This is a genomic window from Corynebacterium oculi (assembly GCF_001412105.1).
Taxonomy (GTDB): domain Bacteria; phylum Actinomycetota; class Actinomycetes; order Mycobacteriales; family Mycobacteriaceae; genus Corynebacterium; species Corynebacterium oculi.
In genome coordinates this window covers 267,331-283,001 of sequence record NZ_LKST01000002.1, presented here as the reverse complement: position 1 = coordinate 283,001, position 15,671 = coordinate 267,331, and the positions used below count along the sequence as shown (strand labels likewise).

Here is a 15,671-nt window from a genome sequence, read left to right as displayed (position 1 = left end):
AGGCCCGTTTTTCATGCCCCGGCGGGGTCTAACTCCCCGCTGTAAAGCACCCCCGTGCGTCCCGCGTACAGGGCGACGAGCCCGTGGGCGCGGGCGTAACCCACGGCCCGCTCGGTGGGGCGCAGCGGGGAGGAGACCCCGCGAAATCCCGCGCGGTGCGCACGGCGCAGGAGTTCTGGGGTAGGGCGAGAATTGAGCAGGAGAAACGCGCCCTCGGCGGGCAACGCGGTGGCCGGATTGTGCAGGAGCAGCGAGCCCACCACCTTGTCCACGCTGTTGCGGGCGGTGAGGTCCTCGCGCGTGATCGAGGGACGCGGGGAAGCGCCAGGCCACAGCGCCGAGGCGCGGCGGAGTCCCTCGGGCTGTGCCGGAGGGGTAGCCTCTAGCAGATGCTGAGCCTCGGCGGGGTTCAGCCGAGCGTTCCCGGTGGCGGGGGTCGGGCGGGGGTGTGGTTGGGCGCGCACCCGGAGATCCAGGACGTTATAGGTGTTGCAGTGATCCTCGCCCTCCGCCCCGGCGCAGTAGCGGGTCTCGCTAAGATCCTCGGCTCGGCTGAGGTGGCCTTCGGCGTAGAGCAGGCCGTGCGCGAGTTCGACGTCGTGGCCGGGGGTGCGGGGGAAGTGGTAGCGGGGGCCGTCGATAAGCCGAATCTCCAGGGGCTCCTCGCTGAGCGTGGGGGCCGCGCGGCGGGAGGCGCTGAGGGTGCCGTCTGCTGCCCGGTGAAGGTGCAGCGCGGATACCCGGGGGCTGAGTCTGCTCATGGCCGTCCACCTTAGCCGGGGGATTTTGTGTATGTGCTAAAGGTGAGTACAGTGAATCGCTGGACTTCTGCGCACCGTTGCCGCATGGTGTGGCGCGCGGTTTTTCCATTAATTGAACATGAACACCTACTTTGCCGTAGGCCCCCCGCCGAGTATGCGGACCGTGTGGAAAGAGGCAGCGAGTAGCCCCCATTACTGAGTGGGGGAGAGCGCAAGTGGCCCGAGAACAACGCGGAGAACGCTGGATCGGTGGGCACCGGGAACCGCGGCGAGAAAGGCTAGAGGTCGCTTTATGACCATGACTGATCCTATCGCGGACATGCTGTCGCGCGTGCGCAACGCTAACCATGCGCACCACGACGTCGTGTCCATGCCGTCCTCGAAGATCAAGGTGAATATCGCCGAGATCCTCAAGCAGGAGGGCTACATCGCGAACTACACCGTCGAGGATGCCAAGGTTTGCAAGACCCTGTCCCTCGAACTGAAGTACGGCCCCCAGCGCGAGCGCTCCATCTCTGGTCTGCGCCGCGTGTCCAAGCCGGGTCTGCGCGTGTACGCAAAGTCCACCGAACTGCCGACGGTCCTTGGCGGCCTGGGTGTGGCCATCATCTCCACCTCCCAGGGTCTGCTGACCGATCGCCAGGCGAGCGAGAAGGGCGTAGGCGGAGAAGTCCTCGCCTACGTCTGGTAAAGGGAGAAGTGATAAGCAATGTCGCGAGTTGGTAAGGCTCCCATCGCCATTCCGTCCGGCGTGGACACGAAGATCGACGGCCAGCACGTAGAGGTCAAGGGGCCCAAGGGCACCCTGTCCCTGGACGTTCCGGCCCCCATCTCCGTGGCCGTGGAGGACAACCAGATTGTGGTGTCCCGCCCGGACGATCAGCGCAAGAACCGTGCCCTGCACGGCCTCTCCCGGTCGCTGATTAATAACTGCGTGGTCGGCGTCACCGAGGGTTACACCATCAAGATGGAAATCTTCGGCGTGGGCTACCGCGTCCAGGCCAAGGGCAAGAACCTGGAGTTCTCCCTGGGTTATTCCCACCCGATCCTCATCGAGGCTCCCGAGGGAATCACCTTTGCCGTGGACGGCAACACGAAGTTCTCCATCGCCGGTATCGACAAGCAGCAGGTTGGGCAGATCGCCGCGAACATCCGTCGTCTGCGGAAGGACGATCCTTACAAGGGTAAGGGCATCCGCTACGAGGGTGAGCAGATCCGCCGCAAGGTCGGAAAGACGGGTAAGTAAGCATGAGCAACAACGCAGAGCAGAACAAGAAGCGCACGCCGGTGGGCAAGGATATTTCCTCGCGCCGTCGCGCTGCCCGTGCCCGCCGTCACTTCCGCGTTCGCAAGAACCTCAGTGGTACCCCCGAGGCCCCGCGCCTGGTGGTGCATCGCTCTTCGCGCCACATGCACGCGCAGGTGATCGACGACACCATCGGCCACACCCTCGTCTCCGCCTCCACCATTGAGCCGGAACTCCGGGCGATGGAGGGCGAGAAGAAGGTCAAGGCCGCCAAGGTGGGCGAGCTGATCGCCCAGCGCGCCAAGGAAGCCGGCATCGAGAAGGTCGTGTTCGACCGCGCCGGTTACAAGTACCACGGCCGCGTTGCGGCGCTGGCCGATGCAGCCCGTGAAGGTGGTTTGAAGTTCTAATGATCGCCACCTCGCAGAACATCAACGGAAGGATCGCGTAATGCCGGGACGTGAACGGCGTGACGGCGGACGCTCCGCCGACGAGAACAAGAAGAACAACAACGAGCGTCGCGGCGGGCGCAACAACGATCGCCGCGGCAACAACGACGAGCGCGATAAGTACATCGAGCGCGTTGTGACCATCAACCGCGTGTCCAAGGTGGTCAAGGGCGGCCGTCGCTTCAGCTTCACCGCCCTGGTGATCGTGGGCGACGGTCAGGGCATGGTTGGCGTGGGCTACGGCAAGGCCAAGGAAGTTCCCGCCGCCATCCAGAAGGGCGCCGAGGAGGCTCGCAAGAACTTCTTCCGCGTGCCCATGGTGGCCGGCACCATCACACACCCGGTGATCGGCGAGGCCGCCGCCGGCCGCGTGATGCTCAAGCCCGCCGCCCCCGGTACCGGTGTGATCGCCGGTGGCGCCGCCCGCCCCGTGCTGGAGTGCGCCGGCGTGCAGGACATCCTCTCGAAGTCCCTGGGCTCCGATAACGCCATCAACGTTGTGCACGCCACGGTGGACGGGCTCAAGGAGCTCGTTCGCCCGGAAGAGGTTGCAGCCCGCCGCGGCAAGACCATCGAAGAGGTCGCCCCGGCTCGCATGCTGCGCGCCCGCGCTGGACAGGAGGCCTAAGCATGGCACTGAAGATCACGCAGATTCGCGGTACCGTGGGAACGAACCCGAAGCAGAAGGCCAACCTTGAGGCCCTGGGCCTCAAGCGCATCCGCCACAGCGTCATTAAGAAGGACAACGCTGCCGTGCGCGGCCAGATCAACATGGTGCGCCACCTGGTCGTTGTCGAAGAAGTGGCAGGGGAGTAGATAACACATGAGCGATATCATTAAGCTCCACGATCTGCGCCCGTCCAAGGGTGCAAACAAGCCCAAGACCCGCGTGGGCCGCGGTGAGGCCTCCAAGGGTAAGACCGCTGGCCGCGGTACCAAGGGTACGAAGGCCCGCAAGCAGGTTTCGGCCGCATTCGAGGGTGGGCAGATGCCGATCCACATGCGCCTGCCGAAGCTCAAGGGCTTCAAGAACCCGAACAAGGTCTACTACCAGGTGGTCAACGTGGGCGACCTGAACAAGGCCTTCCCGGAGGGCGGAGACGTCACCGTGGCGGACATCGTGGCCAAGGGCCTGGTGCGCCCCAAGCAGCCGGTGAAGGTTCTGGGCACGGGCGACCTCAGCGTCAGGCTGAACGTCACCGCCGAGAAGTTCTCCAAGTCCGCCGTGGAGAAGATCGAGGCCGCTGGCGGTTCCGTGACCGCTACCAAGTAGCCTTCCTTATCTCACGGCAGCCCCCGTTCTCCCCGTATCGCGGGAGGGCGGGGGTTTCTGTTTGCTTGGCGACGCCCCATGCCTCAGGGCGTACGGCGGCTGAGCGGCGCGGAAACCGCAGAACTAAGGCGGTGCTCACCCTGGGGTGGGAAAAGTTCGGGTGGCTGGTAAGGTAGTGGAGTCAATTGTGTCCGGCGCCCCTAGTTGCGTGTATGCGGGGCGTAGGGGCTGGAACGAATAGAACACTCTGCCGTGCTGGGATGTCTCAAGACAACGGGTGCGCGTGGAGCCAGGAGGATAAGTGTCCGCCGTTATCCAGGCTTTTAAGGATGTTGATCTTCGCCGGAAGATTCTCTTCACCATCGCGATGATCATTCTGTACCGCATCGGTGCGCAGATTCCCTCCCCGGGAGTGGATTACGCCCAGATCAGCGATCGCTTGCGTGATCTGACTCAGGAGCAGGGCAGCGTGTATTCGCTGATTAATCTCTTCTCCGGCGGCGCGCTTTTGCAGCTTTCCGTCTTTGCCATCGGCATCATGCCCTACATCACGGCCTCGATCATCGTGCAGCTACTGACCGTGGTGATCCCGCACTTTGAGCAGTTGAAAAAGGAGGGACAGTCCGGCCAGGCCAAGATGACCCAGTACACCCGCTACCTCACGGTGGCGCTGGCGCTCTTGCAGTCCGCGGGCATCGTGGCCCTGGCGGATCGCCAGCAGCTCCTGGGCGCGGGCGTCGAGGTGCTGGTGCCCGACCGCACGGTGTGGGATCTGGTGGTGCTGGTCATCACCATGACCTCCGGCGCGGTGCTGGTGATGTGGATGGGCGAGCTAATGACGGAGAAGGGTGTGGGCAACGGCATGTCCCTGCTCATCTTCGCGGGCATCGCCACCCGCCTGCCCACCGACGGCCTCGGGGTGCTCCAGAACTCCGGCGGGCTGATGTTCGCCGTGGTGGTGGCGGCCGTGGTCATCCTCGTGGTGGGCGTGGTGTTTGTGGAGCAGGGCCAGCGCCGAATTCCGGTGCAGTACGCCAAGCGCATGGTGGGGCGCCGTCAGTACGGCGGTTCCTCCACGTACCTGCCGCTGAAGGTGAACCAGGCGGGCGTGATCCCCGTGATCTTTGCCTCCTCGCTGATCTACATGCCGGTGCTGATTACCCAGATCGTGTATTCCGGCAGCCTGGAGCAGCCGGATAACTGGTGGCAGCGCAACGTGATCTCCGTGCTGCAAACCCCCTCCTCCTGGCAGTACATTCTGCTGTACTTCGTGCTGATTATCTTCTTCTCCTACTTCTACGTTTCGGTGCAGTACGATCCGAACGAGCAGGCGGATAACATGAAGAAGTACGGTGGCTTCATTCCGGGCATCCGGCCCGGGCGTCCCACGGCGGAGTACCTGGCCTACGTGATGAATCGCCTGCTGTTCGTGGGCGCGCTGTACCTCGGCGTCATCGCGGTCCTGCCGAATATCGCGCTGGACTTCGGCATCGGCCAGCAGGGCGGCGCGGCGATGGGTGCCTTTGGCGGTACCGCCGTGTTGATTCTGGTGTCCGTGGCGCTGACCACCGTGAAGCAAATTGAAAGCCAGCTTCTGCAAAGTAACTACGAAGGGTTGCTCAAATGAGACTCGTACTTCTTGGACCCCCCGGTGCTGGCAAGGGCACCCAGGCCGTTTTGCTCTCGGAGAAGTTGGGCGTGCCCCACATCTCCACCGGCGATCTCTTCCGCGCGAACATCGGCGAGGGGACCCCGCTGGGCATCGAGGCGAAGGAATACATCGACGCCGGTAAGCTCGTGCCCACCGACGTCACCGCGCGCATGGTGGAATCGCGCCTTGACGAGGCCGATACCGCCGAGGGCTTCCTGCTTGACGGCTTCCCCCGCACCGTGGAGCAGGCGGAGATCCTGACCGCTCTGCTGGAACGCAAGGGCCTCAAACTGGATGGCGTGCTGAACTTCCGCATCTCCGAGGACGTGGTGGTGGAGCGCATGCTCGCCCGCGGCCGCGCGGACGATAACGAGGAGACGATCCGCACCCGCCTCAAGGTGTACCGCGATGAGACGGCCCCACTCATCGAGCATTACGGGCAGGAGATCATCAGCATCGACGCCGAGGGTGAGGTCGAGGAGATCAACGCCCGGGCCCTGGCCGCCCTGGACGAGCGCAAGTAGTCCGCTCTTCCCTCGGAGAGGGATGACCGTGATAGAGCCCCCGTGGAAACCCTCAGCAAGGTATTTCCGCCGGGGGCTTTCCCATGCCCGCAGTCGGCGTGGGTGCGGGTGAGGCCCCGGCGGCGTCGATAGTGGAAAGCAACAAGGAGGGTAAAAAGATGGGTTTTAGGGCGCGTAAGAAGATCCCGGGCAAGACCCCGGGGAATTGGACGCCATGCAGGCCGCAGGGGAGATCGTGGGCAAGGCGCTGTGCGCGAGGCCGCCAAGCCGGGCGTGAGCACTCTGGAGCTGGACGAGGTGGCGGAGACCGTGATCCGCGAGGCCGGAGCATACCCCACGTTCCTGGGGTACCAGGGCTTCCCCGCCTCGATCTGCGCCTCGGTGAACGAGGCGATCGTGCACGGGATACCGAGCGCGGAGGCGATACTGCAACCCGGTGATCTGGTGTCCATCGACTGCGGAGCCACCCTGGATGGCTGGGTGGGGGATTCCGCGTGGTCCTTTGGCGTGGGGAAACTTTCCCCGGAGGCCGAGGCGCTGAATCTAGCCACCGAGTGGGTCATGCAGCAGGGGATCGCCGCGGTGGTGCCGGGGGCGCGGCTCACGGACATCTCGCATGCCCTGGAGGTGGCCACGCGGCAGGCGGAGAAGCGCTGGGGTGTGCCGCTGGGTATTGTCGATGGCTACGGCGGGCACGGCATCGGCCGCACCATGCACGAGGACCCCTTCCTGGCCAACGAGGGGCGCCCCGGCAAGGGGCCGGTGGTGCAGGAGGGTACCACGCTGTTCGTGGAGCCCATGCTGACGCTGGGCACGTGGGACAACGAGGTGCTTGACGACGCCTGGACGGTGGTCACCGCGGACGGCTCCTGGGCCGCGCACTGGGAACACACGGTGGCGGCCACGGGGGACGGGCCGAGGATTCTTACCCCGCGTCGATGAGACTTTATGGTATGGAAGCAGTTATACTTGCGGCCATGTCATATAAGCCCCGCCATGCCAAGCCCTCTGCCACGCGGCGCCGGGCGGTCTCCCTCGCTGCCGCTGGCACCGCGACGGGTGCCCTCCTTGCCTCTCCCTCCATCTCCTCCGCGGCGGAGAATAACTCCGCTCCCGCCGCCCTGAACTGGGGTGATAGGGCGCTGGAGATCCGTGATGCGCTCCAGGAACAGGCGGCCCAGCTGCCGCCGGAGCTGGCCGATCCGGCCCTGCAACTGCTGGATAACTCCGTGGAGACCGCCTTCCCCGGCCTGATCGAGCAGGGTGAGCAGGCCCCCGCAGTGGACCCGGCGGCCGAGGAGGCCGCCGCGCAGGAGGCCGCGCGTGCCGAGGAACAGCGCCGCGCGGAAGCCGAGCAGGCGCAACAGGCCGAGCAGGCCGAGGCCGCTCGCCGCGCCGAGGCGGAGCGCGCGGCCGCTCAGCAGCAGGCCGAGGCTCGCGCCGCCGAGCTGCGCTCCACCCCTTGCCCGGCGGAGGCCCGCGCCTGCATTGACTTGCAGGGAAACCGTACCTGGTTGCAGGAAAACGGCCAGGTCACCTACGGCCCGGTGGAAATGTCCGCTGGTGCCCCCAGCCCGGAGACCGCCACGCCCACCGGCACCTTCTACGTGAACCGTAAGGTCAAGGATGAGGTCTCCTACGAGTTTGATATGGCCCCCATGCCGTACGCGGTGTACTTCACTAACAACGGCATCGCGTTCCACCAGGGCAATACCGCCCTGCTCTCGCACGGCTGCATCCACCTCAACCACGATGACGCGGTGCAGTACTTTGACCAGTTGCAGATCGGTGACATGGTGTACGTCTACTAGATAAAGACGAATGCTGAGGTGAGTGGGATTTTGCCCACTCACCTTTTTTGATGCCAGGGGTGGGGAGGTGTAGAGTTACCAGAGATCATGGTTTGTTGTGCTGCGCGCGTGCGGAAATCGCCTGCGCGCCGTGCCGCCTGATCGCTATACATCACATGTCAGCGGAGAGTGGAGGATATGGCAAAGGAAGGCGCCATCGAGGTAGAGGGTCGGGTCATCGAGCCCCTGCCGAACGCAATGTTCAAGGTCGAGCTCGATAATGGTCACCAGGTTCTCGCCCACATCAGTGGGAAGATGCGCCAGCACTATATCCGTATCCTGCCGGAGGATCGCGTCGTGGTGGAGCTTTCTCCCTACGATCTTTCCCGCGGCCGCATCGTCTACCGCTACAAGTAAGTAATTTCGCCTCCTTGCTCCAGGCTTTCCGTGTTGTCGCGCGGGAGGCTGCACAACCTTCGGCCACGGTGGCTGGAGCCCTATGTATCACAGCCCACGGTCCGGCTACGGCCCGGATACAGCGCTGCGTGGTAGGGGTGAGCGGGGAGAAAACCACCGTAACAACCGGAAAGGTACTGCCACATGGCACGTCTTGCTGGTGTGGATCTCCCGCGCAATAAGCGCATGGAGGTTGCACTCACCTACATCTACGGCATCGGCCCGGCCCGTTCGGCCAAGCTGCTTGAGGAGACCGGCATCTCTCCCGACCTGCGCACCGATGACCTCAACGACGAGCAGCTTTCTGCTCTGCGTGACGTGATTGAGGCTTCCTGGAAGGTGGAGGGTGACCTCCGCCGCCAGGTTCAGGCCGATATTCGTCGCAAGATTGAGATCGGAAGTTACCAGGGTCTGCGTCACCGTCGCGGTCTGCCCGTGCGCGGTCAGCGCACCAAGACCAACGCCCGCACCCGTAAGGGCCCGAAGAAGACGATCGCCGGAAAGAAGAAGTAATCTATGCCTCCGAAGACTCGCTCTGGCGCCCGCCGCACTGGCCGCCGCGCCGTCAAGAAGAACGTGGCCCAGGGCCACGCCTACATCAAGTCCACCTTCAACAACACCATCGTGTCCATCACCGCCCCCAACGGCGACGTGATCTCCTGGGCTTCCTCCGGCCACGTGGGTTTCAAGGGCTCCCGTAAGTCCACCCCGTTTGCCGCGCAGCTGGCCGCCGAGAACGCCGCCCGCAAGGCGATGGATCACGGCATGAAGAAGGTCGATGTGTTCGTCAAGGGTCCGGGCTCGGGCCGTGAAACCGCTATCCGTTCCCTCCAGGCCGCCGGCCTTGAGGTCAACTCGATCTCCGACGTGACGCCGCATCCGCACAACGGCTGCCGCCCGCCGAAGCGTCGCCGCGTTTAAGGGAAAGGAAAGGTAACTAACTATGGCTCGTTACACCGGCCCCGCAACCCGTAAGTCTCGCCGTCTCCGCGTTGATCTCGTCGGCGGCGATATGTCCTTCGAGCGCCGCCCGTACCCCCCGGGTCAGGCTGGTCGCGCTCGCATCAAGGAGTCCGAGTACCTGCTCCAGTTGCAGGAGAAGCAGAAGGCTCGCTTCACCTACGGCGTGATGGAGAAGCAGTTCCGCCGCTACTACCAGGAGGCTAACCGCCTGCCCGGCAAGACCGGCGAGAACCTGCTGGTTCTGCTGGAGTCCCGCCTGGATAACGTGGTGTACCGCGCTGGTCTGGCGCGCACCCGCCGCCAGGCTCGTCAGCTCGTTTCCCACGGCCACTTCACCGTGAACGGCAAGAAGATCGATGTTCCCTCGTTCCGCGTCTCGCGGTACGACATCATTGATGTGCGCGAGCGTTCCCGCAAGATGCAGTGGTTTGAAGAGGCCCAGGAGCAGCTTGCCGACGCCATCGTGCCGGCCTGGATTCAGGTCGTCCCGGACACCCTGCGCATCCTCGTGCACCAGTTGCCCGAGCGCGCACAGATCGACGTTCCGCTGCAAGAGCAGCTCATCGTCGAGCTCTACTCGAAGTAACCCTTCGTTTTTGTCATCCATCCCTTTCCGTCTATCGGCGTCAAATAGCGGGCGCCAAAGGAGAGTCCCATGCTTATTTCTCAGCGACCCACCCTCACCGAAGAGGTTGTGGAGGAGTCCCGCTCCCGGTTTGTCATCGAGCCGCTGGAGCCGGGCTTCGGCTACACCCTGGGCAATTCGTTGCGTCGCACCCTGCTCTCGTCCATTCCGGGCGCGGCGGTGACCAGCGTGAAGATCGACGGCGTGCTCCACGAGTTCACCACGATCAACGGTGTGAAGGAAGATGTTTCTGACATCATCTTGAACATCAAGTCCATGGTGCTGTCCTCGGATTCCGAGGAGCCCGTGGTGATGTACCTGAGCAAGCAGGGCGAGGGCGAGATCACGGCGGGGGACATTCAGCCCCCCGCCGGCGTGGAGATCCACAACCCGGATCTGCACATCGCCACCCTCAATGAGCAGGGCAGCCTGGAGATCGAGTTCATCGTGGAGCGCGGTCGCGGCTACGTGCCGGCGGCCGCCACGGGCGGGGGAGAGATCGGCCGGATTCCGGTGGATCAGATTTATTCCCCCGTGCTCAAGGTCAGCTACAAGGTTGAGGCCACCCGTGTGGAGCAGCGCACGGACTTTGACAAGCTGATCATTGACGTGGAAACCAAGAACTCCATCTCCCCGCGCAACGCGATGGCCTCCGCGGGCAAGACGCTCGTGGAGCTGTTCGGCCTCGCGCATGAGCTCAACACCTCCGCCGAGGGCATCGAGATCGGCCCCTCCCCGCGGGAGTCCGAGTTCATGGCCGCCTATGGGACGCCGATCGAGGACCTCAACTTTTCCGTTCGGTCATACAACTGCCTGAAGCGCCAGGAGATCCACACCGTCGGTGAACTCGCGGAGTGCACCGAGTCCGATCTGCTGGATATCCGCAACTTTGGGCAGAAGTCCATCAACGAGGTCAAGATCAAGCTCGCCAACCTGGGTCTGACCCTCAAGGACGCCCCGGACGACTTCGATCCGACGGTGCTTGAGGGATACGACGCCGCCACCGGCGACTACGTGGATGACGAAGCGGAAGATACCGAAGAGTAAGACGCCCGCTCAACTCAACTTTCACCCGAGGAGTTATTCATGCCTACCCCGAAGAAGGGCGCACGGCTCGGCGGCTCTGCCAGCAACCAGCGGAAGATTCTGTCTAACCTGGCTGCGCAGCTGTTCGAGCACGGTGCCATCAAGACCACCGATGCACGGGCCAAGATGCTTCGCCCCTACGCGGAGAAGCTCATCACCAAGGCCAAGCGAGGCACCCTGGCGGATCGCCGCGAGGTGCTCAAGAAGGTGCCCCACAAGGACGTTGTGGCTCACCTCTTCAACGAGCTGGCCCCCCAGTTCGAGGGCCGCGAGGGTGGTTACACCCGCATCGTGAAGCTGGAGAACCGCCGCGGCGATAACGCCCCGATGTCTCAGATCTCCCTGGTACTGGAGGAGACCGTGAGCACCGAGGCCACCCGCGCCGCCGCCTCCAAGGAAGCCGCGCAGGCCGAGGCAGCCGAGGAGGCTACCGAGGAAACCACTCCGGCCACCGAGTCCGCTGAGTCCGCCGACTCTGAGGCGCAGCCGGAGGCCGAGGAGAAGTAATCTCCCTGCGGTGCGGCCCCGGTATGGGGCCAAGTCGCGTGGTCGTTTCGTGAGGAGCCGGGCAGGGGCACTTATGATGTTCCTGCCCGGCTCCTTTGCGTCCCGGCCTTCCGGTAGGGTGCTGCGTGTGAAGCACACATCGAGAAGAAGCCCGGCTCTTTTCCTCCTATTGGCCTTAGCGGCTTGGTACGGGGGGAGGATCGCCGCCGCGATCGCTTGGCAGGGGGAGTATCTGCCCCGCCTGAACATGGTGGCAGATTTGCGGGTGCCCGAGTGCGTCCCGGTGGAGGATTTCTTTGCCCCGCGCGTGGCGTGCAGCCCGCATTACCTGTGGTTTCAGTTTGCGGGAGCGTTCGCTGCGATGATGCTGGCGGCCGCGGGGGTGCATGTCATTCGGCAGCGCCGCGCGTTGTCCGGGGCGGTGACGATGGGCGTGGGCCTGATCGCGGCTGGGTTCTTGAGCACGATGGCGCTGACGGCAGAACCCTCGCGTTACCCAGGCCTGCACTATGCCCTTGAGGCCGCCGCGGTGGCGTCGATGTGGTTCGTGATGGCGTCGGCGGCCGTGACGGCGCGGCGACAGCGCGCGATGGTCGATGAGGCTCAACGCGCCACCGCCGCATTGAACGGGCCGCTCCTGCCGGTGACGTGGGTGCTTCTGGGGGTCTCGGTGCTGGGCGCGCTGCTCACGGTCGCAGCGGCCTTCGGCACCGGGTATGACAACCCCGTGGGGCTGTATCAGCGCATGGCGATCGACGCCCCCGCCCTCTGGCTTCTGGCGGTGGCCTCGGGGTGGTGGCGTCGGTGACCGCCACGGTACGGCTGAGGCTGGACCTGGCCTATGATGGCACGGATTTTCACGGCTGGGCCCGGCAGAAGGATGAGTCCCTGCGCACGGTGCAGGGTGCGGTGGAGGACGCGCTCTCGCTGGTGCTGCGGGTGCCAGTGAGCCTGACCGTGGCGGGACGGACGGACGCCGGGGTGCACGCGGCGGGGCAGGTGGCCCACGCGGACGTGCCCGCCGAGTGCTTGAACCAGCGCTCCATCGAAGGCGATCCGGGGCGGCTGGTGCGTCGATTGTCGCGCCTACTCCCGGAAGACGTGCGTCTCAGTTCCTGCTCTCTTGCCCCGGAGGGCTTCGACGCACGGTTTTCTGCTTTACGACGCCGCTACCTCTACCGCGTGACCACGGCCCCCGGCGGGGCGCTGCCCACCCGGGCGCGGGACACTACGGCCTGGCCCAAGCGCGTGGATCTGGCTCTCATGCAGTCCACGGCGGATCACCTGGTGGGCCTGCACGATTTCGCGGCCTTCTGCAAGGCCAAGCCCCATGCCACCACGGTGCGCGATCTTCAGGCGTTGCGTTGGCGCGATGCCTCCACTCCGCTCGAACCCTATCTTTATGAGGCGGAGGTGATCGCGGACGCCTTTTGTTGGTCGATGGTGCGTGCCCTAGTGGGGTGCTGCCTGGCGGCGGGGGAGGGAAGATTCGCCCCCGAGACCGCCCTGGGTTTGCTGGAGGAGCGGCGGCGCTCTCCCCGTGTTCCCGTGGCGGCGGCCAAGGGGCTGAGCCTGGTGGGGGTGGACTATCCTAGTGATCGGGAACTAGCCGCTCGGGCGTTGGTGACCCGGGATCGGCGTGCGGCGCTCCCCTCCCAGGCCCTGGGTACCGATACACTTTAGGGGCTGCACACAACCCCAAGAAAGGACCACGAGGCCTCGCTCCATGGATACTGCCCAGATCGCCTATCTCGCGGTACTGATCTTTACCCTGCCGGGATTCCTCCTGAGCTGGGCCTCCGGGATCAAAGCCCCGTGGGCTGCGGCGGCGGCGATGCCGGTGAGCTTTGGCGTGTTTGGCCTAGCCGCCTGGCTCATCGGGTTGACCCCGTGGCGTTATGATCTCCTCTCGGTCACGAGCCTATGGCTTTTCCTGATGCTGCTGGCCCTGGGATGGCGCTGCGGCTACGCACGCCGGTTTGGTTACGGCAAGGGGCGCCGCGTGTGGCGCAGGAAACCTCGGGATAAGGGGCGCGATCTCGCCGTTACCGTGGTACATCTTCCCGCAGGCGCGGATATTCTCGATGACGCCTCCGCCGTGGCGCAGGCCACGGGGCTTGCCGCTCGCCCCAAGCGGTATAAGGCGGTGCTGTTGCCCGCCGCACCGCGTCGAGCCGAGCCGGAGGAGGAGCGGCAGCCCACACCGCGGTGGACGCAGCGGGAGTGGTGGCTGGATCCGCAGCGGCGTCGGGGGAGCCTCCTCGACCCCGCCTGGATCATCCCGGCTGTGGGGGTGGTCGCGGGGGCGCACATCATCATCGGTAAGTCACTGGGCTTCATCGCTCGCGCGCCGGAGGGGCTCAACAACGTCTTTCAAGGCTGGGACGTGCAATGGCACGCCAACGTGGTGCGCTGGATCATGGAAGCTGGCGTGGCTTCTCCCACCCGGATGGGCGAGCTGCATAACATCGAGACCCAGGCCGCGATGTTCTATCCCAGCGGCTGGCATGCGGGCACCTACTTCATCGCCCAGATCGGGGGAGTATCCCCCATCGAGGCCGTGAACGTGGCCAGCGCGGTGATCCCCGGCGTGGGCTTCCCGCTGTCCGTGGGCCTGCTGGCGTGGAAGATGATGCGGAGCCGTTCCATCACGGCGCAGCTGGGCGCGGCCCTGGCGGGATTCATGATCTTCGGCGCTCCGGCGGGGTACTGGGTGGGTAATTACGTGGGCGCGTGGCCGTACGTGGCGGCGGTGGCTCTCACGGGCGTGGTCATCGCTCTCTTTATGAACGTGCCAAGCAACCCCCGCTTTGGTTTTGTCGCCGCGGTGGCGCTCATGGGCGTGACACAAATGCACCCCTCGGCGGCCACGATCATCGTGAGCGCCCTGTTGCTGTGGTGGCTGTGCTGGTTGGTGTGGGTGCCCTCGCGCCCCGCCGAGGGAGCGCGCGGGGGGCTGAGGGCGCGGCTTCGCGACGTCGCTTTGCTGGGCACCGCAGGCGCCGTGGGGGTGGTGTTGCTGCTGCCCCAGATCCTCATGGGCTCAGAGGTCACCGAGGAGGTGGTGGCCTTCTCCGGCGAGGAGGATATTTCCTACGGGGAGGCCTGGGCCAAGGTGCTGTGGATGAACACCCGGCACGTGGATGCCTTTGAGGGCATCAACCTCGCCTGGGTGCTCTGGGCGGCGCTCATCGGTGGGCTCGCGCTGTTGGTCTGGCGCCGTAACGTCTGGGCTCCCCTGCTGTACCTCTTCTCCCTGGCGCTGGCGGTCAACGCCCTGCGCCCCTTCGATGGCGCGTGGGGCGACATGCTCGGCGCCGTCGGCGGCCTGCATTATTCTATGGCGCACCGCCTCATCATTCCCGTGGCCATGCTCGTGATGGCCGCCGCCGGGATCGGCGTGGCGGTATTGATTCGCCTGGTCTGCCTGGCCCCGGTGCGGAAGTGGGCGCGCGGGTCGATCATCGCTTCCCTCGTGCTGGCGGTGCCGGTGAGCTGGGCGATCTACGCGAACCTGTGGTCGCACATGAAGGTGGGCGCGGAGTGGGCGATCAACGCTTCCCGGGAGGATGATCGCATGGTCAGCGAGATAGACCTGAAGGCCTTCGACTGGCTGGCCCAGCAGCCCCACGCCTATGAGGGGCTCATCATGGGCGAACCCGCCGACGGCCACAGCTGGATGTACGCCTACAACGCCCTGCCCACGGTCATGCGTCACTACGATTGGCCCGCCGATTCCAAGGATTCCGCTACCCGTTTGCTCTACTGGTGGCCCAACGCCCTGGGCGCGGGCAATCCCGATGCGCCCAATGAGCGCAACCACGTGGACGAGGCCGCCGAGCGCATGGGCGTGAATTACATCGTGATCTCACCGGAGAACTTCTGGATGTCCCAGCCGCGTAATGAGCGCATGATGGACGGGCTGTGGGGCACCCCCGGCGTGACCACGGTGTACGTGGATCACAACGTGGCGATCTTTGCCGTCAACGAGGCCTTCACCGATGAGGAGCTGGAGCAGATGAGGGCTCCCGGTAACTCGCCCGAGCCGCTGGAGGAACTTCACCCGATCCCTACCAAGGGCGAGGCGGGGGTGGCCACCTCCGAGGAGGAAGAAAACCAGCCCTACTTCCACCGCCCCACGGAGCCGAACAATCGCGCCGACGTGCCCACCGAGGACGCCGATAATGATGCGAATTGGCCGGTCGAGGGGGAGATCACCGAGGGTGGGGCACCCGCGAGGGTAGAGTAGCGCCTTTGTATCCGCGCGGGCCTCTTGCGCGGATCTCTCGTGGTGCGGCCGGGGTGCTATAGTAAACCCCGATAGGGATACATCTTCGGGG

The 15,671-nt window shown here is 65.0% G+C and carries 19 protein-coding genes and 1 pseudogene; 19 read left to right on the top strand and 1 reads right to left on the bottom strand.

The features are described from left to right. Positions 1-11: 11 nt before the first annotated feature. Positions 12-761, bottom strand: a complete 750-nt coding sequence (locus Cocul_RS05285) for a formate dehydrogenase accessory sulfurtransferase FdhD (protein ID WP_055122260.1) — start codon at positions 759-761, stop codon at positions 12-14. Positions 762-1,053: 292 nt separating this feature from the next. Between Cocul_RS05285 and rpsH the strand changes: the two genes are divergently transcribed. From rpsH to Cocul_RS05190, 19 genes and pseudogenes are all read left to right on the top strand, one after another. Next, positions 1,054-1,452 (top strand): 30S ribosomal protein S8, encoded by a 399-nt coding sequence (rpsH, locus tag Cocul_RS05280; protein ID WP_055122259.1) that lies wholly within the window; start codon positions 1,054-1,056, stop codon positions 1,450-1,452. Positions 1,453-1,470: 18 nt separating this feature from the next. Then, positions 1,471-2,007, top strand: coding sequence for a 50S ribosomal protein L6 (gene rplF / locus Cocul_RS05275; RefSeq protein WP_055122258.1), 537 nt, complete (start codon positions 1,471-1,473; stop codon positions 2,005-2,007). 2 nt (positions 2,008-2,009) lie between these two features. Continuing rightward, on the top strand, positions 2,010-2,417 hold the full coding sequence (gene rplR / locus Cocul_RS05270; RefSeq protein WP_055122257.1) for a 50S ribosomal protein L18: 408 nt from the start codon (positions 2,010-2,012) through the stop codon (positions 2,415-2,417). Between the two features lie 40 nt (positions 2,418-2,457). Continuing rightward, positions 2,458-3,084, top strand: coding sequence for a 30S ribosomal protein S5 (gene rpsE, locus Cocul_RS05265; RefSeq protein ID WP_055122256.1), 627 nt, complete (start codon positions 2,458-2,460; stop codon positions 3,082-3,084). Positions 3,085-3,086: 2 nt separating this feature from the next. Next, positions 3,087-3,272 carry a 50S ribosomal protein L30 gene (gene rpmD, locus Cocul_RS05260; protein WP_055122255.1) on the top strand — a complete coding sequence of 62 codons (186 nt, stop codon included), beginning with the start codon at positions 3,087-3,089 and terminating at the stop codon, positions 3,270-3,272. Positions 3,273-3,279: 7 nt separating this feature from the next. Next, entirely contained in the window at positions 3,280-3,729 is a 450-nt protein-coding gene (gene rplO, locus Cocul_RS05255; RefSeq protein ID WP_055122254.1) for a 50S ribosomal protein L15, read from the top strand. 301 nt (positions 3,730-4,030) lie between these two features. After that, positions 4,031-5,356 carry a preprotein translocase subunit SecY gene (gene secY, locus Cocul_RS05250; RefSeq protein ID WP_055122253.1) on the top strand — a complete coding sequence of 442 codons (1,326 nt, stop codon included), beginning with the start codon at positions 4,031-4,033 and terminating at the stop codon, positions 5,354-5,356. Continuing rightward, a complete protein-coding gene (locus tag Cocul_RS05245) occupies positions 5,353-5,904 on the top strand; it encodes an adenylate kinase (protein WP_055122252.1) in 552 nt (183 codons plus the stop codon). The genes secY and Cocul_RS05245 overlap by 4 nt, the downstream gene beginning before the upstream one ends. 158 nt (positions 5,905-6,062) lie before the next feature. Beyond that, positions 6,063-6,846 (top strand): annotated as a pseudogene (map, locus tag Cocul_RS05240) (type I methionyl aminopeptidase). 35 nt (positions 6,847-6,881) lie between these two features. Then, positions 6,882-7,715, top strand: a complete 834-nt coding sequence (locus tag Cocul_RS05235) for a L,D-transpeptidase (RefSeq protein ID WP_069723576.1) — start codon at positions 6,882-6,884, stop codon at positions 7,713-7,715. Between the two features lie 177 nt (positions 7,716-7,892). Then, entirely contained in the window at positions 7,893-8,111 is a 219-nt protein-coding gene (infA, locus tag Cocul_RS05230) for a translation initiation factor IF-1 (RefSeq protein WP_018118368.1), read from the top strand. A gap of 183 nt (positions 8,112-8,294) precedes the next feature. Next, entirely contained in the window at positions 8,295-8,663 is a 369-nt protein-coding gene (gene rpsM, locus Cocul_RS05225) for a 30S ribosomal protein S13 (RefSeq protein WP_018118369.1), read from the top strand. Between the two features lie 3 nt (positions 8,664-8,666). Further along, entirely contained in the window at positions 8,667-9,071 is a 405-nt protein-coding gene (rpsK, locus tag Cocul_RS05220) for a 30S ribosomal protein S11 (RefSeq protein ID WP_055122250.1), read from the top strand. A 22-nt stretch (positions 9,072-9,093) separates the two neighbouring features. Beyond that, positions 9,094-9,699 carry a 30S ribosomal protein S4 gene (rpsD, locus tag Cocul_RS05215; protein ID WP_055122249.1) on the top strand — a complete coding sequence of 202 codons (606 nt, stop codon included), beginning with the start codon at positions 9,094-9,096 and terminating at the stop codon, positions 9,697-9,699. A gap of 69 nt (positions 9,700-9,768) precedes the next feature. Next, complete coding sequence (locus tag Cocul_RS05210; protein WP_055122248.1) at positions 9,769-10,785, top strand: DNA-directed RNA polymerase subunit alpha; 1,017 nt, start codon at positions 9,769-9,771, stop codon at positions 10,783-10,785. Positions 10,786-10,824: 39 nt separating this feature from the next. Beyond that, a complete protein-coding gene (gene rplQ / locus Cocul_RS05205) occupies positions 10,825-11,331 on the top strand; it encodes a 50S ribosomal protein L17 (RefSeq protein ID WP_055122247.1) in 507 nt (168 codons plus the stop codon). Positions 11,332-11,500: 169 nt separating this feature from the next. Continuing rightward, complete coding sequence (locus tag Cocul_RS05200; protein WP_150114384.1) at positions 11,501-12,139, top strand: hypothetical protein; 639 nt, start codon at positions 11,501-11,503, stop codon at positions 12,137-12,139. Further along, positions 12,127-13,014: a tRNA pseudouridine(38-40) synthase TruA gene (truA, locus tag Cocul_RS05195; RefSeq protein WP_425388771.1), complete on the top strand. Its 888-nt coding sequence runs from the start codon at positions 12,127-12,129 to the stop codon at positions 13,012-13,014. The genes Cocul_RS05200 and truA overlap by 13 nt, the downstream gene beginning before the upstream one ends. Before the next feature lie 43 nt (positions 13,015-13,057). Next, positions 13,058-15,580 carry a DUF6541 family protein gene (locus tag Cocul_RS05190; RefSeq protein ID WP_055122244.1) on the top strand — a complete coding sequence of 841 codons (2,523 nt, stop codon included), beginning with the start codon at positions 13,058-13,060 and terminating at the stop codon, positions 15,578-15,580. The last annotated feature ends 91 nt before the right edge of the window (positions 15,581-15,671 follow it).